The organism is Caldanaerobacter subterraneus, assembly GCF_004345675.1.
Taxonomy (GTDB): Bacteria; Bacillota; Thermoanaerobacteria; order Thermoanaerobacterales; family Thermoanaerobacteraceae; genus Thermoanaerobacter; species Thermoanaerobacter subterraneus.
Genome location: NZ_SLWU01000001.1, coordinates 22,229 through 48,570, shown reverse-complemented (window position 1 = coordinate 48,570; position 26,342 = coordinate 22,229). Strand labels below are relative to the sequence as shown.

The following is a 26,342-nucleotide window of genomic DNA, read 5'->3' as shown; positions in this document are numbered from 1 at the left end:
CTATCAAACCGGAAAGCTCCTCTGCCGTCTTTTTGTAAACCTCCAAAGGCATCCCGTAAGGGTCTTCTACATCCCCTTCAAGTCCAACAAATTCTTTTATGGTGAAAATTTTGTCGGCATATTCAGGGTATTGAGATACCAAGCTTCTTTTGTGGGAAAAAGCCATGGCAAGGACTAAATCAGCACCTTTTAAATCTTCTTCCCTCAAACTTTTTGCCCTGTGGTCTGAAATATCTATCCTGTACTCTTTCTTTAACACTTCTACTGCCTCGCTTGAGGCTGGAAATCCTTCAGGAGCAAATACTCCCGCAGATTTTGCTTCCCAATCCTTGCCCAAAGCTTTTGACTTAGCATTAAAAATCCCTTCAGCCATAGGGCTTCTACAGGTATTCCCTGTACACACAAATAAAACTCTCATGTCAACTCCCCTTCAGCCTTTATTTCCTTATACCCCGCAGCTTTTTCCAACCTGTTCATTATGGCAAGTCCAATGTCATCATAACTGAAGCTTTCAGCAAATACCACTTCTACTCCTCTTCTGTCGAACTCTCGTAAAGTCTCAAACAAATTTTTCGCAATGGTCTCTGGTTTGTCTCTATCACCGACGACAATTATCTCTCCCTCTTTATATTGTGTCGAAGTTTGCACTGTCGCCATTATACCAACTTTTTTGCCATTTTTCAATTGGTTTTTTGCCAATTGCTGAATCTTTTTTACAACTTTATCAAGAGGTCCTTTTACAATGTAAACTTCAGCCTTGGGAGAATAATGCTTGTACTTCATTCCGGGAGATTTAGGCTTTATATTCTCATCCGGCCTTGTCAAAAGAGAAGGGTCTAATTTTACTTCCCCCAATACCTCTTTTAACATCTCTAAAGTAACTGCCCCAGGCCTTAAAATAACCGGTACTTCCTCAGTAAGGTCTACCACAGTCGATTCCAACCCCACGTCACACTTTCCTCCATCTATTATGACGTCCACTTTGCCGTAAAGGTCCTCAATGACATGAGAAGCATCTGTAGGACTAGGCTTTCCAGACACATTGGCGCTGGGAGCAGATATGGGGACTCCTGCCCTCTTTATGAGAAGATGAGCTATTGGATTTGAAGGCATTCTTATGGCAACAGTATTCATGCCAGCAGTGTTTACATACGGTACTTTATCAGATTTTTTTAAAACGATAGTAAGAGGACCTGGCCAGAATCTATGAGCGAGCTTTTTGGCCTTTTCAGGAAACTCCGCCGCCAGTTCATAAACCTGATCCATCAAAGCTATGTGTAAAATCAAAGGATTGTCCTGGGGCCTTCCCTTTGCAATAAAAATCCTTTTTACAGCTTCCTCGTCAAAAGAATTTGCACCTATCCCGTAGACTGTCTCTGTGGGAAAAGCCACAAGCCCTCCTTTTTTTATAACCTCTGCAGCGTAATCTATAAGCTCAATTTCGGGATTATCTTTGTCAATTTTTATTACCTTTGTCATCAAAGGCACTCCTCGCAAAATAAGGATTTACAAATATCTTGTTATTATTATACCACCTATGACCCCCAATATCATCCCCAAAATAGAAATTTTCCCCCTGTAAATATCCCTGGCCTCCGGTATTATCTCACCGCAGGTCACATAAAGCATCGCTCCTCCTGCCAGAGCAAGATTAAGTCCAATAAAAGTATTGGATATGCCACCGCTCAAAATACCTATAAAAGTGCCAAGGGCAGTCGGCAACCCCGTCAGAAAGGTATACAACAAAACTTTGCAGGGGGAAACCCCTCCTGCAGAAAGGGGCACCGCCACCGCTACCCCTTCTGGGAAATCGTGTAGCGCAATCACCAAAGCAATATCAATGCCCAAAGAAGAAGATACCATAAATCCAGACCCTACGGCAAGCCCTTCCGGAAAATTGTGCAAAGCTATTGCAATCCCTAGAAGCAAGCCTTCTCTAATAAATCCTTTATTAAATTTTGTCTTTTCTATATGGGAATCAAAAAGAGAAATAAGAAAAGCACCGATAATGACTCCAATGACACCTACAGGCATCCCCGATATCTCAAAAGAATGGGGCAACAGGTCAAACATCACTACAGAAAGCATGAGTCCCGCTGTAATCCCCATTATTCCACTAAAAAATTTGGGGCTTGGATTTTTAAAAAAATAAGCAAAAACCCCTCCCAGCCCTGTCCCCGCTACTCCTGCAAAAGCCCCTATCATCAATATCTCAAAATTTGACATAAAAACATCCCCTTGAATTTATCAAACAATCTCAATTTTACTTTATTAAACTTCTCATAAAGTTATGCAAAATAAAAAACTCGCTCGACGGTAGGAGGACCATCGAGCGATTAAAGTGTCCTCTATAGAGGACAGCTGGGGGGCTAATTTTTTGATTTATTGTGATGAAGCATTTTTAATAAATTATACTTTATAAAAGCAATTTAGTCAAGTGGTAACAGAGAAAATCAGTTAAGAGTCATATTCTTAAGTTTTTCCGCCTGGTCATTTAAAATCAACGCATCTATGATTTCGTCCAGCTCCCCATCCAAAACCTCTTGGAGCTTGTAAAGAGTAAGTCCTATCCTGTGGTCTGTAACTCTTCCCTGAGGAAAATTGTAAGTCCTTATCCTCTCACTTCTCTCCCCTGTGCCAACCTGAGACTTTCTAGCTTCGGCTATTTCCCTCTGCTGTTCCTTTAGAGCCATCTCATAAAGCTTTGCCCTTAAAATCTTTAAAGCTCTCTCCCTATTTTGAATCTGAGACCTTTCATCTTGACAGGTTACCACAATCCCTGTAGGAATGTGGGTAACTCTTACTGCTGAATCCGTAGTATTCACGCTCTGCCCGCCATGCCCACTTGACCTGAAAACATCTATTTTTATATCATTTGGATTTATCTCAACATCCACCTCTTCGGCTTCTGGCAGAACTGCTACTGTGGCAGTAGAAGTATGAATTCTTCCTCCTGCCTCAGTAGTAGGAATCCTCTGAACCCTGTGAACGCCGCTTTCATATTTAAGCCTGCTATAGGCTCCTTTTCCAGAAATGCTAAAAATTACTTCCTTAAAACCTCCAATATCTGTCTTGTTGGCGCTCATTATCTCAACTTTCCAGCCTTTTTTCTCCGCATACATCGTGTACATCCTGAAAAGGTCATAGGCAAAAAGGGCAGCTTCCTCTCCTCCTGCTCCGGCTCTTATCTCCATTATGACGTTTTTCTCATCATTAGGGTCTTTTGGGAGCAGCAAAATCTTTATCTCTTCCATCAGTTTTTCTTTTTTTTCTTCCAGTTGAGAGAGCTCTTCTTCCGCCATCTCTTTAAGTTCCTCATCCTGAGAGGACAAAAGCTCTTCTGTCGCTTTTATTTCTTCCAAAACCTTTTTATACTCCCTATACTTTAAAACGATGTCTTCAATAGCTGCGTGTTCTTTTACGTATTTTCTCCATTCTTCTACATTGGAAATGACATTAGGGTCGCTTATCTTTTGACTTAATTCTACATACCTATCCTCTATTGCCTGCAACTTTTCAATCATTATCTCACCTCAGAAAAACATTATATCACATGATAAAAAAAGTGAAAACTACAAGTTATATCTACCGATTATAACTCTATCTATATGAGCTAAATCTTTTATCACTTCAATTTCATCAAAACCATTCTCCAAAAAGATTTTTTCCACCTCTTCTCTTTGGCCGTAGCCTATTTCAAACAAACCCCTTCCTCCCTTTTTCAAATAAAATTTACAATCCGGTATGATTCTTTTGTAGAAAAAAAGCCCATCTTCTCCTCCGTCAAGTGCTAAAATAGGCTCTTTTTTAACTTCTTCTTGTAAATTCTCAAGTTCTGCTTTTTTTATATAAGGGGGGTTGGAGACAATTAAATCAAATTTTACATCTTGAGGTATATTGGAAAAAACATCGCTTTTTATAAATATAATTTTTTCAGCCACGCCAAGTTTTTCTGCATTATACTTGGCAACCTCTAAAGCTTCTTCGCTCACATCTACAGCGTACACCTTACAATCAGGAAAAAGTTTGGCTATGCTTATAGCTATGGCGCCACTTCCTGTACCTATATCAAGTATCAAATCTCCACTTTTCATCCTCTTTAACGCTTCTTCCACAAGAATTTCTGTTTCAGGTCTTGGAATCAATACCCTTTCATCCACATAAAACTCAAATCCCATGAAATGCTGTTTTTTTACAATATACTGATAGGGTATGCGGGATTTTCTTTTTTCTATATACTTTAAAAACCTCTCCAATTCCTCTTCTTTCAAAACCTCATCTCTTTTAATTGCAAGTTTAACTCTGTCAATCCTAAGAGAATGAGAAAGCAAAAGCTCAGATTCAAGTCGAGGATTTGGACAGACGCTTTCAAGCTCTTTAGCCCCCAGAGCTATTGCCTCATATACTTTCAAACTCCCGCCCCCCTTCATCCTGAAGCACGCTTTTTAAAGAGGCAATTGCTACCTCCAGTTGCTTATCATCTGGCTCTTTAGTGGTGATCTTCTGCAAAAGCAATCCCGGATACACAAACAAAGCTAGTATTTTGTTGTTACTCCTGCCAGCTAATTTTATCACTTCATACGAAATGCCTGCAACTACTGGCAATAAAAAAATTCTACTCAATATCCTCACATAAAGAGAAGGCCATTTTAAAAAAGAAAAGACTATTATTGATATAATCATAACTATAAAGAGAAAATTTGTGCCGCATCTGGGATGCAAAGTAGTGTATTTCCTGGCATTTTCAACTGTCAATTCCTCTTCATGTTCCAAACAGTGTATAGCTTTATGTTCTGCTCCGTGGTATTCAAATATCCTCTTTATGTCCTTCATTTGAGCAATGAGAAGAAGATAAAGTATAAAAATTAAGATCCTTAAGGCGCCTTCGACAAAATTTATTACTATAGTATTTTTTGTAAAAAGTCTTGCGTAATCTGCGACATATGTCGGTCCTATGAAAAATATCACAATGGATAAAATCAAAGAAATTATTACAGAAAAATACATTAATATGTCTTCTAGTTTTTCGCCAAAAATTCTTTGTAAAAAAACATCAAATCTTGTTGGTTCTATACTCTCTTCCTCTTCAAAAACCTCTGCCGAATAAGTAAGGCTTTTTATCCCTATGACAAGCGAATCAATTAAGGCAAAAGTACCCCTTATAAAGGGAAGAGAAAAAAATTTGTTTTTTCTGGTGAGAGGGACAGCATACTCTTTTTTTATTATTATTTCTTCCCCTCTTCTCAAAGCTATAGCATAGCTTTTATGTCCCCTCATCATAACTCCTTCAATTACTGCCTGCCCGCCTATATCAGTTTTCTTCATCACTGCACCCCCATCTTTATGTACGCGGAACTTCGTGGCACTTTCTGCACCTTGCTTCGTAAGTCTCATGGGCTCCTACTAAAATAATTGGATCATCATATTTAGCAGGTTTACCATTTATAAGTCTTTGTGTTCTCGTTGCAGGATTGCCACATTTAACACAAATAGCAGTTAATTTATCTACAGACTCAGCAATCGCCATTATATCTGGAGTAACTCCAAAAGGCTCTCCCCTAAAATCCATATCCAGTCCCGCACATATAACCCTTTTCCCCATATCAGCTATTTCTCTTACCACATCAACAAGAGAATGGTCAAAAAATTGAATCTCATCTATTGCCACCACCTGTGTATCTTCTTCTAAAAGGTCCAATATCTCTGATGCCTTTGTGACAGAGATGGCATTTATACTGCTTCCGTTATGAGATACCACTTTGTCAATAGAATACCTGTCATCAATGGCAGGCTTAAAGACCTGTACTTTTTGCTTTGCTATCTGGGCTCTCCTAATTCTTCTTATCAGCTCTTCGCTTTTTCCACTGAACATAGGACCTACTATAACCTCTATAAAACCGTGGTCCAGTGAACCGTATATCATAAAAACCACCTTTCTTTTAATGTCAAATTAAAAACAAAAGGTTAGAGTCTTTTACACTCTAACCCCCAAATTATTTTTCCTCTAAATTAAATCTCTTTCTGAATCTCTCGACTCTTCCACCTGTATCTACAATCTTCTGTTGACCTGTGAAGAAAGGATGGCATTTTGAACATATCTCTACTCTAATTTCTTTCTTTGTAGAACCGGTTATAAAGGTATTTCCACAAGCACATTTCACAACAGCATCGTGATAATAGGTGGGATGTATACCTGGTTTCATCGCTATCTCACCTCACTCAAGCCCAAACTCATACGGTGAAATTATAACACAAGTTGTGGACAATATCAAGATTTATAAAATTGGGACCTTATCATATTTACAAACTCAGCATTTGACTTCGTCCTTATCAATTTCTCAATTATCATTTCTGTAACTTCTTGAGGAGGAAGATTTGACATGGCTTTTCTCAAAATCCACATGGCTTCCATCTCCTCCTGCGTGAGCAGCAGCTCTTCTTTCCTCGTACCGGATTTATATATGTCAATGGCAGGGAATATCCTTCTTTCCTGAAGCTTTCTATCTAAGTGCAGCTCCATATTGCCCGTCCCTTTAAACTCTTCAAATATCACTTCATCCATACGGCTTCCCGTCTCAACTAAGGCAGTCGCCAAAATCGTGAGGCTTCCGCCTTCTTCAATGTTCCTTGCTGCCCCAAAAAATCTCTTCGGCGGATGCAAAGCAGCAGGGTCAATTCCACCTGATAGAGTCCTTCCTGAAGGTGGTGTCACCAAATTGTATGCCCTTGCTAATCTTGTAATGCTGTCCAATAAAATAACCACATCTCTTTTGTATTCTACCAATCTTTTGGCATGCTCTAAGACCATCTCTGCAACTTTGATGTGGTGCTCTGGCAGTTCGTCAAAAGTAGAATACACTACTTCCCCTTTTATAGACCTCTTCATATCAGTTACTTCTTCAGGCCTCTCATCGATCAAAAGGACTATTAAAACTACTTCGGGATGGTTTTGAGAAATGCTATTGGCGATCTGCTTTAACAAAGTCGTCTTACCGGCTTTAGGAGGAGCGACAATCATTCCCCTCTGACCTTTGCCTATAGGCGCTATTAGGTCCACCAGCCTCATAGAAAACTCACGAGGGGATGTCTCAAGCCTTAACTTTTGATTAGGGAAAATAGGGGTAAGTTCATCAAAAGGAATTCTCTTTTTGGCCTTTTCTGGGTCTTCATCATTTATAGCCTCAACGTACAAAATAGCAGAATACTTTTCTCCTTCTCTCGGAATTCGAGTGATTCCTCTGACCTTGTCTCCCACTTTAAGTCCAAATCTTCTTATCTGAGACTGAGAAATATATATGTCCTTTGGCCCCTGTGTAAAATTTTCTACTCTTAAAAATCCAAACCCATCAGGCAGAATATCCAAAATCCCTTCTGCTACTACGTCTCCCTGCGTCTGTATAAGCTCTTTCAAAGGGTCAGAAAGGTCCTTCACCATAGGTAAGTTCTCTTTTAAGAAAGCCTGCTGAGATTGGAGGCCGTTATTGCTAAGAGCCACAGATTGAACCTTTTCCTCTTCGCCCTCTTCTTTATTTTCTTCTTTATTCTCTTTATTCTCCTCTGGAATTTTTTCTTCTTGCTTAAGCTTTTCTTCCTCTTTTTCTTTTACTTTTTCAATAATTTTTTCTCTCAACTGCTGCTTTCTGTATTTCGTAATACTCTTGATGCCCAGCTCTTTCGCAATTTCCCTCAATTCCATTAAACCTAAATTTTCCAGATTATTAATATCAAACTCCAAAAGCGCACCTCCCAAAATATAGATTTTTAAAAAATTTCCATTCTAAACTGGGGATAAATGAGAACGGACAAACCGCACGAAGAAAAACAAAAGCTGAGAAATGAATACGTATAATCTTCTTCTATTTTATTGTTATTTTATCAACATGTCAAGTGCCTTTTTTAACAAGTTCATTGATATTTTTGCCATTTTGCAAAAATTTATACATAAAATTTAAAGCGGGTAAAACCCGCTTTACGCCTTTAAAGATGAGCCAAATAAAATCATTTTCTGCTTTATGACCTCTTTCATCGCTTCTTTGCAGGGGCCTAAAATCTTTCTCGGGTCATAGACTTCTTTATCTTCTTCAAGGAGCCTTCTTAACCTCGCTGTAAAAGCCTGTCTTACATCCGTATCTATGTTTATCTTGTTAATCCCAAGACTTACAGCTTTTTTTATCGCTTCCTCAGGTACCCCTGAAGCTCCATGCAAAACTAAAGGCATGTTTAAAAGCTCTTTTATTCTCTTTAACCTCTCAAAATCAAGTTTAGGCTCTCCTTTGTATGGCCCATGGGCCGTGCCAATTGCTATTGCCAAATAATCAACTCCTGTCTCCTTGGCAAAGCGCAGAGCTTCTTCAGGGTCAGTCATTGAAGCTTCCCTTTCATCAACTGTAATGTGGTCTTCCGTTCCGCCAATTTTACCTATTTCTGCCTCGACTGAAACTCCCATGCTGTGGGCAATCTCAACAATTTTCCTGGTCCTTTGTATGTTTTCCTCTAAAGGAAATTTAGAAGCGTCAATCATAACAGAAGTCCAACCATTCCTTAAGCACTTCATTATGGTGTTAAAATCTGTACCGTGATCCAAGTGAAGAGCAATGGGAACTGTAGCTTTTTCAGCCAGTGTCCTTACAATAGCTGAAATCGCCTCAATGCCAGCGTACTTAAGGCCCCCTTCACTCACCTGAATTATCACAGGAGACCTGGTCTCTTCTGCAGCCTCTACAATAGCCTGTGTAATTTCCAGGTTGCTGGTGTTAAAAGCTCCGACCGCATACCCTTCTTTGTGAGCCTTCTCAAGTATTTCAATCCCTGTAACTAACATCTTCAACAACTCCTTCAGTCTATAAAATTTGTATTTATACCGCCATTTCCTGTTTTAGATTTTCATAAACTAATTTTTTTAGCTCAAGTATGTCAAAAGGCTTAGCAATAAAAGGAAGATTTTTCAAAGGCTCAGCAGGTTCGTCAGCAGACATGACTATTCCCTTCATATTAGGATGAATTCTTTTTACTTTATTTATAATTTTTACCATATCCTTTGCCATGCTGAGGTCAAAAATGCCCACATCAGGGACAAAATCTTCAATCTCCTCCATAAAGTGAGATATGTCAGTATAACTTCTCACTTCATGCCCATCTATTCGAAAAATCTCCTCTATTAAGTTGCAAATTCCTTTATTATCGTCTACCACTAAAATCTTGCTCATTCCTGTCACCTTTTAAGCACTTACCTTTTACAAAACACACACATACAGTAAATAATATTCTACACAAAAATTAATATTCCTCTCTCAATTTAAAAATTTTTTGCTTTGACTTTATAATATCATAAAAATCAACAAATTTCTATAAAAAATTGCAAAAACCTCATCCTCTCATCATAAAAGCTCCATTTATGATATTCAACAACTTTTCCAGTTACGCTACTTCTCTCAGACACAAAATTCTTGACAAGCCTCATCACAAGGGCTGTCTCTTATTTTTTTCACTCAAAAAATCCAACGATAATTTTACACTATGAGGAATAGATGCAATATTTTTATTCGTTCCATTCTAGTAACTGATACCATCTATTTCTATTTCCTTCTCCCCTCCTTTTATTTCAACAACTAATCTATTGGGCAAACATACAATAGCCTCTCCAACTCGTGAAATATAGCCTTGTTTAACACACAATTGATCAGGACAATCCGCCTCAATTACTCTCACTTTATCCTCTCCAATTTCAAGTAAATTATAACCATATTCTGTCTTTATTGGTATTGTTTTTCCCACTAAACTACTATCAAATTTTATTCTCTTTACCTCTTTCCCATCTACTTGTATACTTATATACTTTTCTTCGTAACTAGAAACTGATTTATTTATAAATATTAGTGATATAACACTGATAATCACAATAGTAATTATTAAAAATTTGTCACCTTTTGTCACTTTTTTCACTCCTTGAAACAAGTTTATTTCTACAAACGTCATGCTTAGTTTACCATTTATATCTTTTATTTACAAAATAATTATAAAAGAATAAAAAAGAGCCTAATTAAAGGCTCTAAATTATTGTACATTCTCACCAATCAATTCTAAACTTGAAAATATGGCACCTGTAGGACATTTTTTGACACAAATTCCGCAATTGGTACATTTTTCATAGTCAATCTTTGCTAGATAATTTTCAAAAGTAATTGCATTTTCAGGGCAACTTTTAACACACATTTGACATCCAATACATCCAACGCTACAATTGCTTCTAACTACCTTACCCGGATCATTACTCTTACATTTTATTATCACTTCTTGGTCATAGGGTACAAGCTCAATTATTCCTTTAGGACAAACTTCTATACAAGCTTTGCAAGCCACACATTTTTCTTTATCTATAACAGCAACTCCATTAATAACTTGAATTGCACCATAATTACAAACATCCACACATGTACCACAACCTAAACAGCCATATGAGCAAGATTTGCTTCCTCCAGCTAATATATTTTGAGCCCTACAATCTCTTATACCATAATAGAGATATTTATTTTTTGCTTTATTACGATCCCCTTGGCATAATACAGTTGCTACTTTTCTTTCCACTTCCACTGCGTCGACTCCCATTATCTCCGCAATTTTTTTTGCTACAGAATTTCCCCCAACACTACAAGCATTTACTGGAGCTTCACCCTTTACAATTGCATTAGCATAGGCATCACAACCGGGATATCCACAAGCCCCACAGTTTGCACCTGGTAAAACTTCTCTTATCTTTTTTACTTTTGGATTTATCTCCACAGCAAAAATTTTAGATGCTAAAGAAAGACTTGACCCAAATAAAAATCCTAAACCGCCTAATACTACTATTGGATACAATATTCCACTCATGTTATTACCTCCTAAACAAGCCCATTAAATCCTAAAAATGCTATGGATATAAGACCTGCAATTATTAATGTGATTGGAACGCCTTCTAAAGCCTTTGGAACATCTATTATTTCAAGCTTCTCTCTTATTCCAGCCATAAGCAACAATGCAATAGCAAAACCAATAGATGCTCCTAGGGCATTAAAAATCGTTTCAATTAAAGTATATCCTTCTTGAATATTTAATATGGCAACTCCTAGTACTATACAATTAGTGGTTATCAATGGAAGATATATACCTAATGCACCATAAAGATTGGGACTAGTTTTTTTAAGAAATATCTCAACAAATTGTACTAAAGAAGCTATTACAAGTATAAAAGCTATAGTTTGCAAATATTCTAAATTTAGTGGAGCTAATATAGCATGATGTATTATATAAGTTATCACTGACGATAGTGTAATTACAAAAGTTACAGCCATCCCCATTCCAGTAGCTGTTTCTGTTTTATTAGATACACCTAAGTAGGGACATATCCCCAAAAAACGGGCAAAAACATAATTGTTGACAAATATCGTATTAATCAATATTATAAATATATTCATCTAAAACTTCCTCCCTTACACCAGTCTCAGAAGCTTCTTTTCTCTTTCTAACATAATTAAAAATCCCAATCAATATCCCAAGTACAATGAACGCTCCTGGTGGCATTATAAAAATTAGTGCTGGTTCAAAACTTGCTCCAAACAACTGTATCCCAAACAAACTACCTGAACCTAATATTTCTCTTATGCTTCCTAATATTACTACTGCTAAAGTATATCCTGCTCCCATACCTAAACCATCCACTATGGAGGGCAACAAACTATTTTTGGAAGCAAAAGCTTCTGCTCTACCTAAAATTATACAGTTAACGACTATTAAAGGAATAAAAATTCCCAGTGCGTTATACAGATCACGGGTATAAGCCTTCATAAACATTTCCACAATAGTAACAAAAGTTGCAATAACTACAATAAAAGCTGGAATGCGAATTTTATCTGGTATAACTTTTCTTAATAAGGAAACAACTAAATTTGAACTAACTAATACAGCCGTTACAGCTAATCCCATAGCCAAGCCGTTAATTGCTGAAGTAGTTACAGCTAAAACTGAACACATACCTAGTGCCTGGACAAATATGGGGTTCTCCTTCACTAGACCATTATAAAAAACTTTGGAGAACTTCATTTTTTACACCTCCACGATTTAACTAATTAGCCAATTTTGAATTATATATTTCCCGAACCATATTTACGCCGTTGACTATTGCATTACTCGTTATAGTTGCACCAGTAAGAGCTTGTATTTCATTATCAGCTTTAGGAGGATGCTTAACAACAACTAATTTATCAGCTACAGATTTGCCTTTAAAAGAATCGGTGAAGAAGCTCTTAGTTGCATTTGCTCCAAGTCCTGGAGTTTCTTTATGATTTAAGATTTTGATACCTGTAATATATCCTTTTTTAGATATACCAACCATAAATTGAATTTCTCCACCATAACCATTAGAAGTAATTTTAAATACATATCCCACAAGAGATGAATTTGCGTCATAACCTTCACTAATTTCTAATACATTTTGATTAGAACCAGCAATCTCTTTTAATCGCTTTTCATCTAATGTAACAAAACTTTTTGCTTCTTTTAATACCTCTTGTTTTGCGGTATTATTAGCAATCTCCTCCATTTCCGCTATCTTTTCTGAAGTAACTGCATTTGAAACTCCTAATATTACTCCAGCAACAGCAGTTATCAAAAATAAAATTAAACCTACTTTTACTGTTTCCTTCATCTATTTCACCTTCCCAAATACCTTAGGTTTAGTAAATTTCTCAATTAACGGAGTTGCAACATTCATCAATAGTATTGAATAAGATACTCCTTCTGGATAAGCTCCTTTAACTCTAATTATTGCTGTTAGTATCCCTGCTCCAACTGCAAATATAATTCTACCTAAAGGAGTTACTGGCGAGGAAGAATAATCTGTAGCCATATAAAAAGCACCAAGTATCAATCCACCGCCTAATATATGATATGGCAATAATTTAGGTTCAACTCCTAATAATAGTAACATGATAAAAGTTGTTCCTATGTAAAATACTGGTATCTTCCAATCTATAACTTTCCTTATTATCAAATATGCAGCACCTATTAACAATAACAAGGCAGAAGTTTCTCCAATAACTCCTGGAATATTACCTATAAACATATCCCTCAATGTTGGAAGTTCAGCTCCTGTACCGTACTTCATTATGGATAATGGTGTAGCTGATGTGACTACGTCCGGTCTAGTGCCAGTATAGTTTGTCATGTGAACTGGCCATGAAGCCATCAACATTGCTCTCGCTGCCAATGCTGGATTCATAAAATTCGCACCCAAACCACCAAAAAGTTGTTTTACAACTATGATGGCAAAAGCAGAACCTATTACTGGTAACCACCAAGGAGCACTGGCTGGTAAATTAAACGCGATTAATATACCAGTTATTACAGCAGAAAAATCTGTTATAGTTATAGGTTTTTTAAACAATTTCTGAATTAGTGCTTCGAATAACACAGATGAAGCTACTGAAATTAATATTAATTTTAAAGCATTTAAACCAAAGAAGTATACACTTCCTATCATAGCCGGCGTAAGAGCTATTACTACATCTAACATTATCCTCTGGACAGTTTCATTAGATCTTATATGAGGAGATGAAGAAACTAACAATTTATCTTGTAAAGCAACCTCTTGCACTTTAGACGCCATTTCATATCCTCCTACCTATTTAGATTTTCTTTTTTTAGCGAGTATTTCTCTTTTTGCTAGCCTTATGGATTCTACCAAAGGCCTTTTAGCTGGACATATATAAGAGCATGAGCCACATTCCACACAGTCAAGAGCATTGTATTCTTCTGCCTTATCAAAGTTTTTCTTGAGAGAATAACTACTTATATACAATGGTAGTAAGTTTACAGGACATACTTCAACACATTTACCACATTTAATACATGGTTGTACTTGTGGGGGTCTTGCTTCCTTTTTTGTCAATATCAATATTCCACCAGTTCCCTTTATAATTGGTACATCTAGAGAATGCTGAGCTATTCCCATCATAGGCCCACCACTGATAATCTTGCCTGGTGAGTCTTCAGTAAATCCCCCACACTGTTCTATCAAATCTTTAAGAGGCGTTCCTATTTTAACAAGGAGATTTTTTGGTTGTTTAATTCCATGGCCTGTAATCGTAGTTACTCTTTCATATAAAGGTTTACCTTCTAATATCGCATCAGCTACCGCTTTAGTAGTAGCAGCATTGACTACTATCACTCCTACGTCCATTGGCAATCCGCCAGATGGCACAATTCGTCCTAATATAGCATTAATTAATCTTTTTTCATCCCCCTGAGGATATTTAACTTTCAAAGTTGCTATTTGGATGTTTTTCTCATTTTTGCTCGCTTCTCTTAAAGCCAATATGGCATCAGGTTTGTTTTTTTCTACTCCAATAATTCCTCTTTCTACTCCTACTGCTTTCATGATTGCTTTTAAACCAAATATTATCTTTTCAGGATATTCGACCATTAATCTATGGTCAGTTGTTAAATAAGGTTCACACTCTGCCCCATTTACAAGAATAGTATCGATTTTTTTGTCAGAAGGAGGCGATAATTTGACATGAGTTGGGAATCCAGCTCCTCCCATACCTGTGATGCCAGCCTCTTTAATTATCTCAATAATTTCTTTAGGAGATAAGTCCTCCAGCTTTCCTTTTGGTTTTACAGACTCGTCTAGCTCATTCTTTCCATCCGATTCTATAACTACACATTTAACCCTTTGACCAGTAGGTATAAACATAGGCGTAATGTCTTTAACTATGCCTGATACAGATGAATGTACTGGAGCAGATACAAATGCATCCGATTGCCCAATTTTTTGACCTACTTTTACAGTATCTCCTATTTTCACTAAAGGTTCACAAGGTGCTCCAACATGTTGAAGCAATGGAATATAAACTACTTCCGGTTCCCTTGCCCTTTCTATTGGAAGCCCCTCAGTTAACTCCTTATGATGTGGTACATTTACTCCACCCTTGAAAGTGAGATTTTCTAACTTCACCTTTTTTCACCTCTTTTTTATTCTCCTTTTGTGTAACTGATATATGAATAAATTCGTATTTAAAAATGAAAATGAGTATTATTCGGCTCATATTTTATAACATTTTACTTAATATAGCAAGAAAATAAATTTCACAAAATCAGATACTATAAAATAAAAATGCTGGAGGATAAAAATCCCCTATAAAAAATAGCATACTTATCCTGAATGCTTTCTCATCAATTATATCACAAAATTTCTAAAAGCTAAAGATATAACTTTTGCACGGGTTAGAATAACCCTATGAGTTCCTTTTTCTGTGATGTTTTGTTTCCAAGTTCTATTTTAGCACAGGGGCTGTCTCTTGTTTTTTCACTCAAAAAGTCCCACGATAATTTTACACTATGAAAATTTCCTCTATCATTTTTTTGGAAAAAGCGCTATAATAGGAAAGAGGTGATTTTGTTATGAGAATAGCTGCTACAATTACGGAAAAAGGATATATTGAAAAATTGCCAGATGGACCTCATATAGTCATTTTTGACACAGAAAAAAATCAAACAGAAAAATACGACAATCCAGGATATCGCTTGAAAGAAAACAGGCGAAGTGCTGTAGTAGATTTTCTCTTTGAAAAAATGTAGATGTAGTGGTAACTGTGCCGGAAGCTTTTTGCAGCATCTCCTATGGAAAAGCAAGGCAGAAGAGCTTAAAATTTATAAGGCTCAAAGAAAGCATGCCTTACGAAGAAGTCATCAAAGATTTATCTTCTCATTTAAAAAAATTGACAGATACTATACCTGAAGATGAACTTTACAACAGAAAATGATATTTTAAAAAGAGCCCCCTTATTTTAGAGGCTCTTTTTCATGCCTTAAAGGCCTTACTTTTTCTACAATTTTCTCAGCTAATTCAACATAGATTGCTCCTTCTTCAGTGTCATCAAGAGCAGGTGGAATGCCTTCATCGCTTAACTCCCTTATCTTCACCACTATTGGGATTCTCGCCAGTATTTCTGTCTGCAAAGCTTCTGCCAGCTTTTCAGTCTCTCCTTCTCCGAAGATATTGTACCTCTCGCCACACTTTGGACACACAAAATAAGACATGTTTTCTACAATCCCTATAACCTCTACATTGACCTTTTTCGCCATATGTCCCACTCTTCCTGCAACGTGGGAGGCAGATGCTTGAGGAGTAGTAACAAGAATAAATTTTGCCTCAGGCAGCCTTTGCATTACAGTAAGGGGTATGTCTCCCGTACCTGGCGGCAAATCTAATATCAAGTAATCCAAATCTCCCCATAAAACCTCATTAAAAAACTGGTCTATTACTCCTGTCAAAAGGGGCCCTCTCCATATCAAAGGCGTATCTTCATCGACAAAATTTCCCATAGATATAATTTTCAGGCCAAATCTTTCAATAGGCAAGACAGTGTGTTCGTCCAAAGCGTAAGGCTTTTCTCCTACAATGCCCAAAAGCCTTGGCACACTAGAACCCAAAATATCCGCATCCAAAAGTCCTACTTCAAAGCCTAACCTTGAAAGAGCAACAGCCAAATTTACTGCAACAGTGGATTTGCCTACACCACCCTTGCCGCTTCCTACCACTATAACTCTGGTATTATCGAAAAGGTTTTTCTTCTCCTCCTTGAGCCTTCTTGCTAAATCCTGCCTTTCCTCTTCCGTCATGGCCCCAATGTTTACCACAATTTCTGAAATTCCTTCTATTTTTGATATTTCTTTGATAGCATTGTTTTTTATCTGGTTGCGAAGAGGACAGCCTTTTACAGTCAAATTTATGTCAACTGTAACCTTATCCCCTTCTATCTCAATATTTTTAACCATCCCCAAATCTACTACATTTCTTCTAAGCTCTGGGTCATACACCTTTTTTAGTGCCGATAATATCTGTTCTTTTGTAATCAATTTTATACCCCCTATTGGTACTTTTTTGTTGACAACTATATTATAATATATAATCATTACTAATAGAATACCCCTAAAAATTTTCTTCAATTCGAATAATATAGTGGGGTGGTTGATTTGGACATAAACGAAAGAGTGTACATAGCCAAAAAAGACCCCTCTGAAAGAGAAAAACTGATAGAAGAATATACCCCTTTCATAATAAAACAAGTTTCTCACTTTGCCAATAAATACATTGACGAACAAAACAGCGATGAACTAAGCATAGGTTTAATAGCCTTCAACGAGGCGATAGACAGCTTTGACATCACAAAAGGCTCCTTTTTGAATTTTTCCAGTTTAATTATAAAAAGGCGCATAATAGATTTCTTGCGTCAAAATCAGGACCTAGCTTATCCTCTTGATGTATACCCAGAAAGAGAATCTGACTATGAGATTGAAAATAGAAGGCTTGAGATGCTCTCCTTTGTGAATCTGCTAAGCCTTTACGGCATTGAAATAGAAGACCTTGTAAGACAATCTCCTAAACACAGGGAAACCAGAAAATTGGCCTTAAAAATAGCTCGCACAATATGTGAAAATGAACACTTGCTTTCTTACCTTAAAAAGACAAAAACCCTACCTGTAAAAGAATTAATTGAACTTTTAAGAATAAGTCGAAAATCCATTGAAAAATACAGAAAATACATAATCGCCCTCGTGATAATACTCTCCGAAGACCTTCCTATTCTCAAAGAGTACATAAACTTTGAAAGTGAGGTGGCAAAAACATGAAAGCCGTAGTAATTAAAAAAGAAAAAGACAAAGCATACCTTTTAACAGCAGACGGGCAGTTTATAGCCTCAAAAAAATTTAAAGATGCAGAAATAGGTGAAACTGTCGAAATCTTGCACAAAAATTTCTTTTCACATCCCGCAGCAAAAATTTTAATAGCCGCCTCCGTAATAATTGCTCTTTTAGTTTCTGTATTAACTTTCAGAGCTCCTGAAGTATACGCTTATGTCTACATAGAGATAAATCCCAGTATAAAAGCGGCTGTCGACAAAAATGGAAAAGTTGTTTCTGCCATTTCCATGAATGAAGAGGCTAAGAAAATTTTAGAAAAAATACCTTACAAAGGCTTGGACATTTCGACTTTTATAGTTAAAACTGTTGAAGAATCTGAAAAAATGGGGTTTTTAAGAAAAGATGGCGAAGTCATAATAACCACTATACCTTTGAAAAAATCGAAAATAGTCGAAGAAAAAGTACAAGAAGCAGTTGAAAATATAAAAAAATCCAAATCAGCCTTAAAATTTGAAGTTAACGCAAAAGAAGAAAAAATACAAAAAACAGAGAAAAAAAATTTAAAAGAACCGACGGACGACAAAGAAAATGACAAAAAACAGGATAAAAAGTTAAAAACAGCACCTCCTGTCAAAATAACTAATACAGAGCCTAAAAATGAAGTTACAAAAGATAAACAAGAAAAACAAAAGATAAAAGTAGAGGTACCTGTAAAAATAACAAAGCCTGATAAAGAAGTACAAAAAGAAACTACCGAAAAACCTAAAGAAGAAAATAGTGAAAAACAGGAAAAAAGTGAAATGAAGGATAATGACAGTAAAAATGGCAAAAATGAGAAAGGTGAAAGGGATAATAAAAATTAAGAAAGAGGTGAAAAAGTGATGTATAAATACCTAAAATCATTCATTTTTACAATTATAATCTTTTCTCTCCTTTCTTTTACAGTAACTTTTGCAAAAGCACAAACCTATTACTCTTTTGATGATATAAAAGAGTACAAATGGGCGATAAAAGCTGTTGAAAAAATGCATGCAAAAGGGATAATAAAAGGGGTAGGTGATAAAAAATTTGCTCCATCAAAACCTGTCACCCATTTAGAAGCACTTGCCCTAATTTTGCGCACTTTGGGATACGAAGAAACTTCCGAACTTCCCAAAGAATACAGGGGAGAAGTCCCTGCATGGGGGAAAGAATTCATAGGCTTAGCGTATGAAAAAGGGCTTGTAACTTCGGAAGAACTAAAAACATTCAACCCTAATAAAGATGCAAAAAGATACGAAATAGCAAAATACTTAGTGAGAGCTTTGGGACTGGAAAAAGAAGCAAAGCTCAATATGAATCAGGAACTATCCTACAAGGACTGGAAAGCCGTCCCCAAAGATTCGAAAGGATACATGTATGTGGCAGTTAAAGAAGGGCTCATAGTAGGTGACGGTAAAAATTTGAAACCGAACGAACCTGTCAAAAGAATTGAAATGGCTGTAATACTAGAAAGGCTAGATGAAAAAATAGGAAATGCCATATCATCTGGAAAAGAAGTAATAGGAACAGTATATCAAGCAGATGAAAGCTCTATTACAGTAAAGGTCGGCAACTTATTGAAAACTTTCCCAGTGATTAAAAATGTCCCTGTATTTGATGGAAATGATTATCTTAAAATAGACTCTTTAAAGAAAGGCTATACAGTGAGATTGATATTAGATGGCAAAAACAATATAATATTTGTAGAAGTTTTAAATAAAAACAGTGAGGAAGTGATTCCTATTCAATTAGAAAAGGCCATAAGCCTTCCCCAAAATGTCTTAAATCTTGTTGAAAGCTTAAAAGAGACACAAAACGTAAAGCTAGTTGAAGAAAATGGAACTTACTACATTATTGCCACACGCGGAATGATGCGGACAGGAGGATACAGTGTAAGCATAGAGAAAGCCCAAATAATAAAAAGTGCAAATAAGACCACCCTCGAAGTGGAAATAAAATATCAAAACCCATCAGAAAATGCTATAGTAACTCAGGCAATAACCTACCCTTATGATGTAAAAATGTTTAAATATGACGGAAAAATTGACGACATAAAAATCCTTTACAAGTACAGTGTAGCCCCTTAGAAAGGGGCTAAATTTTTGCCAAAAATTTTGTGAAAACGGTCAATTGATTAAATCGTTTAATTGATGTACTATAGTTACTAGATTGCAAGGGGAGGAAAATACATATGAAAGAAATAAAAGTAAAATTAAGCACCATTGAAAGTGTAAAGCGCTTTGTAGAAAAAACTTCAAAATACCCATTTGAGATTGACGTAGTATCTGGAAGATACGTGATTGACGCAAAGTCTATAATGGGACTTTTCAGCTTAAATTTAGAAAATGTGCTTACAGTTGTGGCTCACACTGACAATGAAGAAGAGATGAAAAAACTAGAAGAAGATTTAAAAGAATTTGCAGCACAAAATTAAAGGGGCTTTATTGCCCCTTTCAGTTTGTTGACAAAACCCATATTAATTTAAGTGGCATTTTGTGTTAATGCTCCGGAGTTGCAAAGCGACTAAACTAAGGCTCACTTTTCGGGCTCCGGCGGGGTCCCGACCAATTCGCCCTTCGGGCTCAGGTGGTCGCTCGCTTCGCTCGCCCCGCCTTCGCCCCTCAAGTTCGCCAAGTTTAGTTACCGCTTTGACAACAAGTCGCATTTACACACAAAATGCCACTTTTAAACTTTGTCAACAGTCTGAAAGGGGCTTTATTGCCCCTTTTTAATTTTGTATTATAGGCGGAGGAGTGGGCTCTATAGGCACCGCAATCTGCCCTGTTTTTGCATCTATGTGCATAAGCCAATACCCCTCATCTCTCGGCCCCCTGAAACCTTCTCTTACAGGTTTCCAAACCACAAAGCCCGTCATACCTGCAAAAGGCTGATCTGAAAGGGTGAAAAATCCTGGCATCCCATAGACGATATACTTTAAATCCCCTTTCTCGTCCTTCACAAAACCCACAAGGTAATGGTCAAAACTTCCCTCTCTGTATCCAGTCTTTACTTTCCACCACCTGTAGCCTTCCAAGTTCTTTTCAAAAGGCTGCACTTCCTCCAAAAAGTTTACTATGTTGTTGACATATTCTTTCAAATACTTTATATAGTCTGCTTCTTCTTTATTGTTACTGTCTTCTTTTTCTAAATTTTCTTTTAGTGCATCTTCCTCAGGTTCAATCTTCTCATAGACAGTTTCCGGAGCTGGTGAAACCTCAACTTTCTTCTCTTCAACTGTTTCTTCTTTATGGGTTTCACTTTCTTCGCTCTCCCTTTTAATTAAATATTTTCTGTAAGCGCTCTTCCAATTTGAGCTTTTTTTGTTCATTTGAGAAACAAGAGGCACCAAAAACTTCTCTCCGTCATGCGCTTCTACTAAAATAACAGCAAATTCCTCCCATTTAAGACCTGAACCCTTTACATCCTCCAAATCAAAAGTCCACTCTCCTCCACCTCTTCCCTTGTCATCCACTTTCAAGGCTCCAAAATCCACCACAACTATATCCCCGTTCGATTTCAAAAGCTTCAAGTTATAGGAATAATCAGGATTAAGGTTTTGAAGGGCAGCAGTTATTCTGCCTCTATTCCCTCTAAATTCTAATTTTAGATATCCTGAGACTTCCTTCCCTTCAAAAGAACATCCTTTGTCCTCTGGATTTAATACTATATAAGAACGCTTGTATATATTCACTGGCATTTGCTTAATCCCCCTCATTTCACTAAAAATCCATTGCCGCACTACATATTATGAAATGAGGGGAAATATTATTACTTTTTTATGAGAAGATAAAGTGCATTTGCCAAATTCGCAAACTGATCTATTGAAAGGGTTTCCCCCCTTGCCTGAGGGGAAATTCCAACTTTTAAAAGAGTTTCATGTAAAACTTCTTTTGAAAAGCCGAGAACTTTTAAGGAGTTTAATAAAACTTTTCTCCTTTGTCCAAAGGCTGCTCTTACAACTTCAGAAAAGAGCTTTTCGTCTTTAACTTCTACTAAAGGCTTATCGTAAACTTTCAATTTCAAAAGAGAAGACTCCACTTTCGGAGGAGGCACAAACACCTTCGAAGGAAGGTTAAAGAGTATTTCCGGTTTTGCTTTGAAATTTACAAAAACAGTAAGCATACCGTAGTCCTTTGTGCCTGGTAAAGCGCATATTCTCTCAGCAACTTCTTTTTGAACAAGCACTGTCATCTCTTTTACCAATTTGCAGTTAAGCATTTTCATTATTATAGGTGAAGTTATGTAATAGGGAAGATTGGCTACGACTTTAAAGGAATTTCCGTCAAAATGCTCCTGAGCAATTTCTAAAAGGTCAACTTCTAGTATGTCTTCATTTATGATGACCACATTTTTATAGATTTTTAATTTTTCTCTACTCATCTCAAAAAGCTCTTTATCTATTTCAAAGGATACAACTTTTTTAACCTTTTTGGCAAGTTCTTCTGTTAAGCCTCCATGCCCTGTACCCACTTCTAATACGAAATCTTCTTCTCCTACTCCTGAAGCTCTCACAATTTTTGAAAGGAGATTTTTGTCAAATATGAAATTTTGACCCCATTTCTTTTTCGCCTTCATATCTTCACCTCAAAAAATCAGGCAGGGAAGCCCCTGCCCTACTGAAGAATGTACACTTTGACGTATCTTCTCCCCCAGTTTCTGGCCTCTTCTCTGGTAGGAAAATACACGTCAATTCGATTGCCCTTTATAGCCCCTCCAGTATCAGCTGCAATGCAAAAGCCGTATCCTTCTACATACAGCCTCGTTCCTAGCGGTATAACTCTGGGGTCCACAGCAACTACTCCCCTTCTTACCACCATTCCACTCGCAGTAATACCGTAGTCGGGGTCTCCAGGCTTTTTACCTGTGCTCTCTTCACTGCTGTCATAAGCTGTAGCTAGCATTGTCTTCACTTCTCTGTATCTTACGATTTCTCCTCTAGAAGTAGTAAAAACCCCTAAAGTCCCAACTCGTACGATCTGGGGAACGGGGTTTTTAATCACTTTTTCTTCAATTACGTTTCGCGCTACTTCTTTCCCATTCTCATAAGTGACTTTTATAACTTTTACTTTTTTCCCCATTTCCCCTTGTCGGGCTATTCTAGTCTGACCCCTTTCCATCGTATAGTCCTTTACTGTCTCTGTCTGATACGGTATATCTATTTCTTCAGTTATAATCTTCTCCGTCACCTTTGTGATGTCGATGTACATGTAAGCAAATATAGGCGTATCCAAAGTCATGTTGATTTTGTCCTGTGGCCCCAAAGCTATCCCTCTTTCAGAAAGCAGGTCTTTTATAGTAGAAGCTGCTGAGTATATATTTTCTACTTTCCCTCCTACATTTAGTGTAACAGGCACTGCTCTTTTGATGGTTATCGTCATGCCATTTTTAAGTCGCGCATTAAGAGAGGGTTTGACCACATCTTCCTGCCTTAGTTCAATGCCTCTTTCCTTTAGCAAATCTCCTACTGTGGATGCAAAGGTAGTTATCACTATTTTTTTATTTCCATCCTGAAGGGTTATTTCCTTTCTCAAATTCACATAAGCCAAAAGGCCAATGGCCCCACAAGCGACTGCTACCAGTGTTACAAGGACAACCGGTTTTAGTCGCCTTCTAAGGTCATCTGTATCCATCCCATACCCTCCTGTTAAAAATTTGGTTTAGGGGAGTCGTAAGTAATTTTAATGCAATTAAATTAATTTGTCAAATTTTTATACACAATTTTTCAGTTATGTAAGTATTATACGCAATTTTCACACTTTTGATACCTATCAAAAACAGGAGGGCAAATTGAAAAGCTTTATGGCATTTTGCGAGGTTGTTTCACAAACTTCTTCAAAACTTATGCCTTTTATTTCAGCAATTTTTTGTGCTACAAATTTAACATATGTGGGCTTGTTTCTCTTACCTCTGTAGGGCTCAGGAGTCAAATAGGGACTATCTGTCTCAATTAAAAGCCACTCAAGAGGAACTTCTTTTGCAACCTCCTTAACTTTTTTAGCGTTTTTGAAAGTGACAGTTCCTGAAAGAGAGATGTAAAAATTCATACCTATCACTTCTTTTATCATCTCGAGATCACCAGAATAACTGTGAAATACCCCTTTTAAATCCTGTGTCCATTCTTTTTTCAGTATTTTTAAGATATCCTCATGGGCGACTCTGTCGTGAATTACAATGGGAAGTTTAAGCTTTTTTGCGAACCTTATCTGCTTCACAAAAGCCTCAATTTGAAATTCTTTAGGAGGGTCACCGTAATAATAATCCAAGCCAATTTCTCCTATAGCCACCACTTTATCCTCAAGAGCCAACTTCTCTATTTCCTCTATCTTGTCTTTTTCTCTTTCTGCATCATGAGGGTGAATGCCTACAGTTGCGTATATAAAATCGTATTTGTGGGCAAGTTCAATGGTCTTTTTAGAAGTCAATATATTGGACCCCACATTTATTAAAAATGTGAGGTCCTTTTTGCACTCCTCAATCACTTTTTCCCTGTCTTCATTGTATTTCTCATCCTCAAGATGAGCGTGAGAGTCTATAAGCAATTTTATCACCTCAGCTTATTTTAGAACCGCTTTCTATGTCTTTGTCTACCGTGAGAAGCGCCATTTTCCCTTCATTAGTGGCCGCCAATAGCATCCCCTGGGATTCAATCCCCATGAGTTTTCTCGGCTGTAAATTATATACAATTATTATCTTCTTGCCTATTAACTCTTCTGGACTGTAATATTTGCCAATTCCTCCTACAATCTGCCTTATCTCTTCCCCGACTTTAAGCTTCATTTTAATGAGCTTGTCTGAACCTTCTACTTTCTCAGCTTCTAAAATTTCAGCAACTCTCAGTTGAACTTTTGAAAAATCTTCTATCGTGATATAATCTATCTTCTCTTCTTTTGTTTCTTTTGTCTTTTCTTCAGTTTTCTTTTCAAGAGATGCCAGTTCTTTCTCAACATCTATTCTGGGGAACAGGATTTCTCCTCTCTTCACCCTTGTGCCTTCCTTCAAAAGCCCAAATTTTAAGCTTTCCCATGTAGTCAAATCTTCCGTAATCCCTAATTGTTCAAACATCTTTTTAGGAGTATTGGGCATAAAAGGAGATATCAAAATTCCTATGAACCTTAAAGATTCTGCCAAATTGTATAAAACTGTACCCAGTCTGCCTCTTTTAGATTCATCTTTTGCTAGCACCCACGGCATAGTCTCATCAATGTACTTATTAGCTCTTGACACTAATTTCCATATCTCTATTAAGGCGTTGGAGAATTGCAACTTGTCCATGTATTCTTCTACTTTCTGTGGTAAATTTTGCGCTACATTTATGAGGTCTTCATCTATTTCTTCTTGAGAAGAAGGTTTAGGCAACACTCCATCAAAGTATTTCTCAATCATTGTGACAGTTCTACTTAAAAGATTGCCCAAATCATTTGCCAAATCGGAATTTATCCTGTTTATTAAAGCTTCGTTTGAAAATACGCCGTCAGCACCAAAGGGAACTTCTCTTAAGAGGAAATACCTTACAGCATCTACTCCGTACCTGTCCACTAGTTCCTTGGGGTCCACTACATTCCCTTTGGATTTTGACATTTTACCTCCTTCTAAAATCAACCATCCATGCCCAAACACCTTTTTAGGAAGAGGAAGTCCTAAAGCCATGAGCATAGCAGGCCATATTATCGTGTGGAACCTCACAATTTCCTTACCAACGAGATGCACATCTGCAGGCCAATACTTTTTAAATTTCTCATCATTTTCTGTCATATATCCTAATGCAGTGATATAGTTAGAAAGAGCATCTATCCAAACGTATATGACGTGCTTAGGGTCAAAAGGCACTTTTATTCCCCAGTCAAAAGTGCTCCTTGAGACAAATAAGTCCTCCAATCCAGCCTTTATAAAGTTTATCATTTCATTTCGCCTGGACTCTGGCTGTATAAAATCTGGATGCTCCTCATAGTACTTCAAAAGCTTATCTCCATAAGCTGAAAGTCTGAAGAAATACCCTTCCTCTGTAACCCTTTCAACGGGCCTTCCGCAGTCAGGACATTTTCCATCCACAAGCTGGCTTTCTGTCCAGAAAGACTCGCAAGGAGTGCAATACCATCCCTCGTATTCTCCCTTATATATATCCCCCTGCTCGTACAACTTCGTGAATATTTTTTGCACTATTTCTTCGTGATAGGCATCAGTTGTCCTAATAAAATGGTCATAACTTATATCCATTGTTTTCCATAAATCTTTTATCCATTCCACAATGCCGTCCACATATTCTTTTGGAGACATGCCTTTTTCTCTGGCTATCCTCTGAATTTTCTGCCCGTGCTCGTCCGTGCCTGTCAAAAACATCACGTCATACCCTGTCAATCTTTTGAACCTTGCCATTGCGTCAGCAGCCACAGTAGTGTAAGAATGGCCAATATGTAGCTTGTCACTGGGGTAATATATAGGGGTGGTGATGTAAAAAGTCTTTTTCATTTTGACCTCCTCCTCAAGTTTTTTATAGTAATTAAATAAAAAACTCGCCTCCGGCAAGGGGCGAGATTTTCGCGGTACCACCCTTCTTCGCATGAACCTCGCGGCTCATGCCTCACAGAGTGCAAACACACTCCTACTCTGTAACGGGAGTCCCCGGTAAAGCCTACTAGCCT

At 37.2% G+C, this 26,342-nt stretch carries 30 protein-coding genes, 1 pseudogene and 1 other annotated feature (1 of these 32 cut by a window edge); of the genes and pseudogenes, 6 read left to right on the top strand and 25 right to left on the bottom strand.

The window, feature by feature from the left end:
* Positions 1 to 7 precede the first annotated feature (7 nt).
* From EV203_RS13610 to rsxC, 19 genes and pseudogenes are all read right to left on the bottom strand, one after another.
* Positions 8 to 418: pseudogene (locus EV203_RS13610) on the bottom strand (low molecular weight protein arginine phosphatase); the annotation flags it as partial.
* Positions 415 to 1,479 (bottom strand): L-threonylcarbamoyladenylate synthase, encoded by a 1,065-nt coding sequence (locus tag EV203_RS00295; RefSeq protein ID WP_132038812.1) that lies wholly within the window; start codon positions 1,477 to 1,479, stop codon positions 415 to 417. The pseudogene EV203_RS13610 and the gene EV203_RS00295, both read right to left, overlap by 4 nt.
* A 27-nt stretch (positions 1,480 to 1,506) precedes the next feature.
* Positions 1,507 to 2,226, bottom strand: a complete 720-nt coding sequence (locus tag EV203_RS00290) for a ZIP family metal transporter (RefSeq protein ID WP_132038811.1) — start codon at positions 2,224 to 2,226, stop codon at positions 1,507 to 1,509.
* A gap of 227 nt (positions 2,227 to 2,453) precedes the next feature.
* Entirely contained in the window at positions 2,454 to 3,524 is a 1,071-nt protein-coding gene (gene prfA / locus EV203_RS00285; RefSeq protein ID WP_011024649.1) for a peptide chain release factor 1, read from the bottom strand.
* A 48-nt stretch (positions 3,525 to 3,572) separates the two neighbouring features.
* A complete protein-coding gene (prmC, locus tag EV203_RS00280) occupies positions 3,573 to 4,412 on the bottom strand; it encodes a peptide chain release factor N(5)-glutamine methyltransferase (RefSeq protein ID WP_132038810.1) in 840 nt (279 codons plus the stop codon).
* Positions 4,399 to 5,325 carry a DUF1385 domain-containing protein gene (locus tag EV203_RS00275; RefSeq protein ID WP_132038809.1) on the bottom strand — a complete coding sequence of 309 codons (927 nt, stop codon included), beginning with the start codon at positions 5,323 to 5,325 and terminating at the stop codon, positions 4,399 to 4,401. Before EV203_RS00275 ends, prmC begins: the two co-directional genes overlap by 14 nt.
* 16 nt (positions 5,326 to 5,341) lie before the next feature.
* Entirely contained in the window at positions 5,342 to 5,923 is a 582-nt protein-coding gene (locus EV203_RS00270; protein WP_011024646.1) for a thymidine kinase, read from the bottom strand.
* Positions 5,924 to 5,993: 70 nt separating this feature from the next.
* A complete protein-coding gene (rpmE, locus tag EV203_RS00265) occupies positions 5,994 to 6,203 on the bottom strand; it encodes a 50S ribosomal protein L31 (RefSeq protein ID WP_011024645.1) in 210 nt (69 codons plus the stop codon).
* Positions 6,204 to 6,268: 65 nt separating this feature from the next.
* A complete protein-coding gene (gene rho, locus EV203_RS00260; RefSeq protein WP_132038808.1) occupies positions 6,269 to 7,735 on the bottom strand; it encodes a transcription termination factor Rho in 1,467 nt (488 codons plus the stop codon).
* A gap of 234 nt (positions 7,736 to 7,969) precedes the next feature.
* Entirely contained in the window at positions 7,970 to 8,821 is an 852-nt protein-coding gene (locus tag EV203_RS00255; protein WP_011024643.1) for a class II fructose-1,6-bisphosphate aldolase, read from the bottom strand.
* A 34-nt stretch (positions 8,822 to 8,855) separates the two neighbouring features.
* On the bottom strand, positions 8,856 to 9,206 hold the full coding sequence (locus EV203_RS00250) for a response regulator (protein ID WP_043884225.1): 351 nt from the start codon (positions 9,204 to 9,206) through the stop codon (positions 8,856 to 8,858).
* Between the two features lie 128 nt (positions 9,207 to 9,334).
* Positions 9,335 to 9,460, bottom strand: coding sequence for a hypothetical protein (locus EV203_RS14005; protein ID WP_279432239.1), 126 nt, complete (start codon positions 9,458 to 9,460; stop codon positions 9,335 to 9,337).
* Between the two features lie 92 nt (positions 9,461 to 9,552).
* A complete protein-coding gene (locus EV203_RS00245) occupies positions 9,553 to 9,933 on the bottom strand; it encodes a NusG domain II-containing protein (RefSeq protein ID WP_243700536.1) in 381 nt (126 codons plus the stop codon).
* 120 nt (positions 9,934 to 10,053) lie between these two features.
* Positions 10,054 to 10,869 (bottom strand): RnfABCDGE type electron transport complex subunit B, encoded by an 816-nt coding sequence (gene rnfB, locus EV203_RS00240; RefSeq protein ID WP_132038806.1) that lies wholly within the window; start codon positions 10,867 to 10,869, stop codon positions 10,054 to 10,056.
* A gap of 11 nt (positions 10,870 to 10,880) precedes the next feature.
* Entirely contained in the window at positions 10,881 to 11,453 is a 573-nt protein-coding gene (gene rsxA / locus EV203_RS00235) for an electron transport complex subunit RsxA (RefSeq protein WP_132038805.1), read from the bottom strand.
* The gene (gene rsxE, locus EV203_RS00230; RefSeq protein WP_132038804.1) at positions 11,428 to 12,078 is read right to left on the bottom strand and encodes an electron transport complex subunit RsxE; all 651 of its coding nucleotides are present in this window, start codon (positions 12,076 to 12,078) and stop codon (positions 11,428 to 11,430) included. Before rsxE ends, rsxA begins: the two co-directional genes overlap by 26 nt.
* A gap of 22 nt (positions 12,079 to 12,100) precedes the next feature.
* A complete protein-coding gene (locus EV203_RS00225) occupies positions 12,101 to 12,682 on the bottom strand; it encodes an RnfABCDGE type electron transport complex subunit G (protein ID WP_132038803.1) in 582 nt (193 codons plus the stop codon).
* On the bottom strand, positions 12,683 to 13,642 hold the full coding sequence (locus EV203_RS00220; protein ID WP_132038801.1) for an RnfABCDGE type electron transport complex subunit D: 960 nt from the start codon (positions 13,640 to 13,642) through the stop codon (positions 12,683 to 12,685). It lies immediately after the preceding gene.
* 15 nt (positions 13,643 to 13,657) lie between these two features.
* A complete protein-coding gene (gene rsxC, locus EV203_RS00215) occupies positions 13,658 to 14,992 on the bottom strand; it encodes an electron transport complex subunit RsxC (RefSeq protein ID WP_132038799.1) in 1,335 nt (444 codons plus the stop codon).
* 446 nt (positions 14,993 to 15,438) lie between these two features.
* On the opposite strand from rsxC, the gene EV203_RS13605 reads away from it, so the two are divergent.
* A complete protein-coding gene (locus EV203_RS13605; RefSeq protein WP_243700535.1) occupies positions 15,439 to 15,615 on the top strand; it encodes a NifB/NifX family molybdenum-iron cluster-binding protein in 177 nt (58 codons plus the stop codon).
* A gap of 5 nt (positions 15,616 to 15,620) precedes the next feature.
* On the top strand, positions 15,621 to 15,800 hold the full coding sequence (locus EV203_RS13600) for a hypothetical protein (protein ID WP_243700534.1): 180 nt from the start codon (positions 15,621 to 15,623) through the stop codon (positions 15,798 to 15,800).
* A gap of 19 nt (positions 15,801 to 15,819) precedes the next feature.
* On the opposite strand, the gene EV203_RS00205 is transcribed toward EV203_RS13600, so the two are convergent.
* A complete protein-coding gene (locus tag EV203_RS00205) occupies positions 15,820 to 16,953 on the bottom strand; it encodes an Mrp/NBP35 family ATP-binding protein (RefSeq protein WP_207910849.1) in 1,134 nt (377 codons plus the stop codon).
* Positions 16,954 to 17,013: 60 nt separating this feature from the next.
* Here EV203_RS00205 and sigI point away from each other — a divergent pair, with 60 nt between their 5' ends.
* The 4 genes from sigI (at position 17,014) to EV203_RS00185 (ending at position 20,137) form a co-directional block, all read left to right on the top strand.
* On the top strand, positions 17,014 to 17,670 hold the full coding sequence (gene sigI, locus EV203_RS00200) for an RNA polymerase sigma factor SigI (protein WP_031314232.1): 657 nt from the start codon (positions 17,014 to 17,016) through the stop codon (positions 17,668 to 17,670).
* Positions 17,667 to 18,545, top strand: coding sequence for an anti-sigma factor domain-containing protein (locus tag EV203_RS00195; RefSeq protein WP_132038795.1), 879 nt, complete (start codon positions 17,667 to 17,669; stop codon positions 18,543 to 18,545). Before sigI ends, EV203_RS00195 begins: the two co-directional genes overlap by 4 nt.
* Before the next feature lie 18 nt (positions 18,546 to 18,563).
* Entirely contained in the window at positions 18,564 to 19,790 is a 1,227-nt protein-coding gene (locus EV203_RS00190) for an S-layer homology domain-containing protein (protein WP_132038793.1), read from the top strand.
* 104 nt (positions 19,791 to 19,894) lie between these two features.
* The gene (locus EV203_RS00185; protein ID WP_011024623.1) at positions 19,895 to 20,137 is read left to right on the top strand and encodes an HPr family phosphocarrier protein; all 243 of its coding nucleotides are present in this window, start codon (positions 19,895 to 19,897) and stop codon (positions 20,135 to 20,137) included.
* Positions 20,138 to 20,431: 294 nt separating this feature from the next.
* On the opposite strand, the gene EV203_RS00175 is transcribed toward EV203_RS00185, so the two are convergent.
* From EV203_RS00175 to metG, 5 genes are all read right to left on the bottom strand, one after another.
* Complete coding sequence (locus EV203_RS00175; RefSeq protein ID WP_132038791.1) at positions 20,432 to 21,400, bottom strand: hypothetical protein; 969 nt, start codon at positions 21,398 to 21,400, stop codon at positions 20,432 to 20,434.
* Between the two features lie 71 nt (positions 21,401 to 21,471).
* The gene (gene rsmA, locus EV203_RS00170) at positions 21,472 to 22,278 is read right to left on the bottom strand and encodes a 16S rRNA (adenine(1518)-N(6)/adenine(1519)-N(6))-dimethyltransferase RsmA (protein ID WP_132038789.1); all 807 of its coding nucleotides are present in this window, start codon (positions 22,276 to 22,278) and stop codon (positions 21,472 to 21,474) included.
* A gap of 38 nt (positions 22,279 to 22,316) precedes the next feature.
* Positions 22,317 to 23,333, bottom strand: coding sequence for a ubiquitin-like domain-containing protein (locus tag EV203_RS00165; protein ID WP_132038787.1), 1,017 nt, complete (start codon positions 23,331 to 23,333; stop codon positions 22,317 to 22,319).
* A gap of 138 nt (positions 23,334 to 23,471) precedes the next feature.
* Complete coding sequence (locus EV203_RS00160; protein ID WP_132038785.1) at positions 23,472 to 24,242, bottom strand: TatD family hydrolase; 771 nt, start codon at positions 24,240 to 24,242, stop codon at positions 23,472 to 23,474.
* 10 nt (positions 24,243 to 24,252) lie between these two features.
* Positions 24,253 to 26,262: a methionine--tRNA ligase gene (gene metG / locus EV203_RS00155; RefSeq protein WP_269077458.1), complete on the bottom strand. Its 2,010-nt coding sequence runs from the start codon at positions 26,260 to 26,262 to the stop codon at positions 24,253 to 24,255.
* Positions 26,223 to 26,342: a binding site (T-box leader), on the bottom strand; it runs 113 nt beyond the window's last position. Its footprint overlaps the gene before it by 40 nt.

Bases quoted from the DNA above. Each gene is read 5' to 3' on its own strand.
- EV203_RS00295 (WP_132038812.1), bottom strand. From the start codon at position 1,479: ATGACAAAGGTAATAAAAATTGACAAAGATAATCCCGAAATTGAGCTT.
- EV203_RS00290 (WP_132038811.1), bottom strand. From the start codon at position 2,226: ATGTCAAATTTTGAGATATTGATGATAGGGGCTTTTGCAGGAGTAGCG.
- prfA (WP_011024649.1), bottom strand. From the start codon at position 3,524: ATGATTGAAAAGTTGCAGGCAATAGAGGATAGGTATGTAGAATTAAGT.
- EV203_RS00275 (WP_132038809.1), bottom strand. From the start codon at position 5,325: ATGAAGAAAACTGATATAGGCGGGCAGGCAGTAATTGAAGGAGTTATG.
- EV203_RS00270 (WP_011024646.1), bottom strand. From the start codon at position 5,923: ATGATATACGGTTCACTGGACCACGGTTTTATAGAGGTTATAGTAGGT.
- rpmE (WP_011024645.1), bottom strand. From the start codon at position 6,203: ATGAAACCAGGTATACATCCCACCTATTATCACGATGCTGTTGTGAAA.
- EV203_RS00255 (WP_011024643.1), bottom strand. From the start codon at position 8,821: ATGTTAGTTACAGGGATTGAAATACTTGAGAAGGCTCACAAAGAAGGG.
- EV203_RS00250 (WP_043884225.1), bottom strand. From the start codon at position 9,206: ATGAGCAAGATTTTAGTGGTAGACGATAATAAAGGAATTTGCAACTTA.
- EV203_RS14005 (WP_279432239.1), bottom strand. From the start codon at position 9,460: ATGAGGCTTGTCAAGAATTTTGTGTCTGAGAGAAGTAGCGTAACTGGA.
- rnfB (WP_132038806.1), bottom strand. From the start codon at position 10,869: ATGAGTGGAATATTGTATCCAATAGTAGTATTAGGCGGTTTAGGATTT.
- rsxA (WP_132038805.1), bottom strand. From the start codon at position 11,453: ATGAATATATTTATAATATTGATTAATACGATATTTGTCAACAATTAT.
- rsxE (WP_132038804.1), bottom strand. From the start codon at position 12,078: ATGAAGTTCTCCAAAGTTTTTTATAATGGTCTAGTGAAGGAGAACCCC.
- EV203_RS00225 (WP_132038803.1), bottom strand. From the start codon at position 12,682: ATGAAGGAAACAGTAAAAGTAGGTTTAATTTTATTTTTGATAACTGCT.
- EV203_RS00220 (WP_132038801.1), bottom strand. From the start codon at position 13,642: ATGGCGTCTAAAGTGCAAGAGGTTGCTTTACAAGATAAATTGTTAGTT.
- EV203_RS13605 (WP_243700535.1), top strand. From the start codon at position 15,439: ATGAGAATAGCTGCTACAATTACGGAAAAAGGATATATTGAAAAATTG.
- EV203_RS00205 (WP_207910849.1), bottom strand. From the start codon at position 16,953: ATGATTATATATTATAATATAGTTGTCAACAAAAAAGTACCAATAGGG.
- EV203_RS00195 (WP_132038795.1), top strand. From the start codon at position 17,667: ATGAAAGCCGTAGTAATTAAAAAAGAAAAAGACAAAGCATACCTTTTA.
- EV203_RS00190 (WP_132038793.1), top strand. From the start codon at position 18,564: ATGTATAAATACCTAAAATCATTCATTTTTACAATTATAATCTTTTCT.
- EV203_RS00185 (WP_011024623.1), top strand. From the start codon at position 19,895: ATGAAAGAAATAAAAGTAAAATTAAGCACCATTGAAAGTGTAAAGCGC.
- EV203_RS00175 (WP_132038791.1), bottom strand. From the start codon at position 21,400: ATGCCAGTGAATATATACAAGCGTTCTTATATAGTATTAAATCCAGAG.
- rsmA (WP_132038789.1), bottom strand. From the start codon at position 22,278: ATGAAGGCGAAAAAGAAATGGGGTCAAAATTTCATATTTGACAAAAAT.
- EV203_RS00165 (WP_132038787.1), bottom strand. From the start codon at position 23,333: ATGGATACAGATGACCTTAGAAGGCGACTAAAACCGGTTGTCCTTGTA.
- metG (WP_269077458.1), bottom strand. From the start codon at position 26,262: ATGCGAAGAAGGGTGGTACCGCGAAAATCTCGCCCCTTGCCGGAGGCG.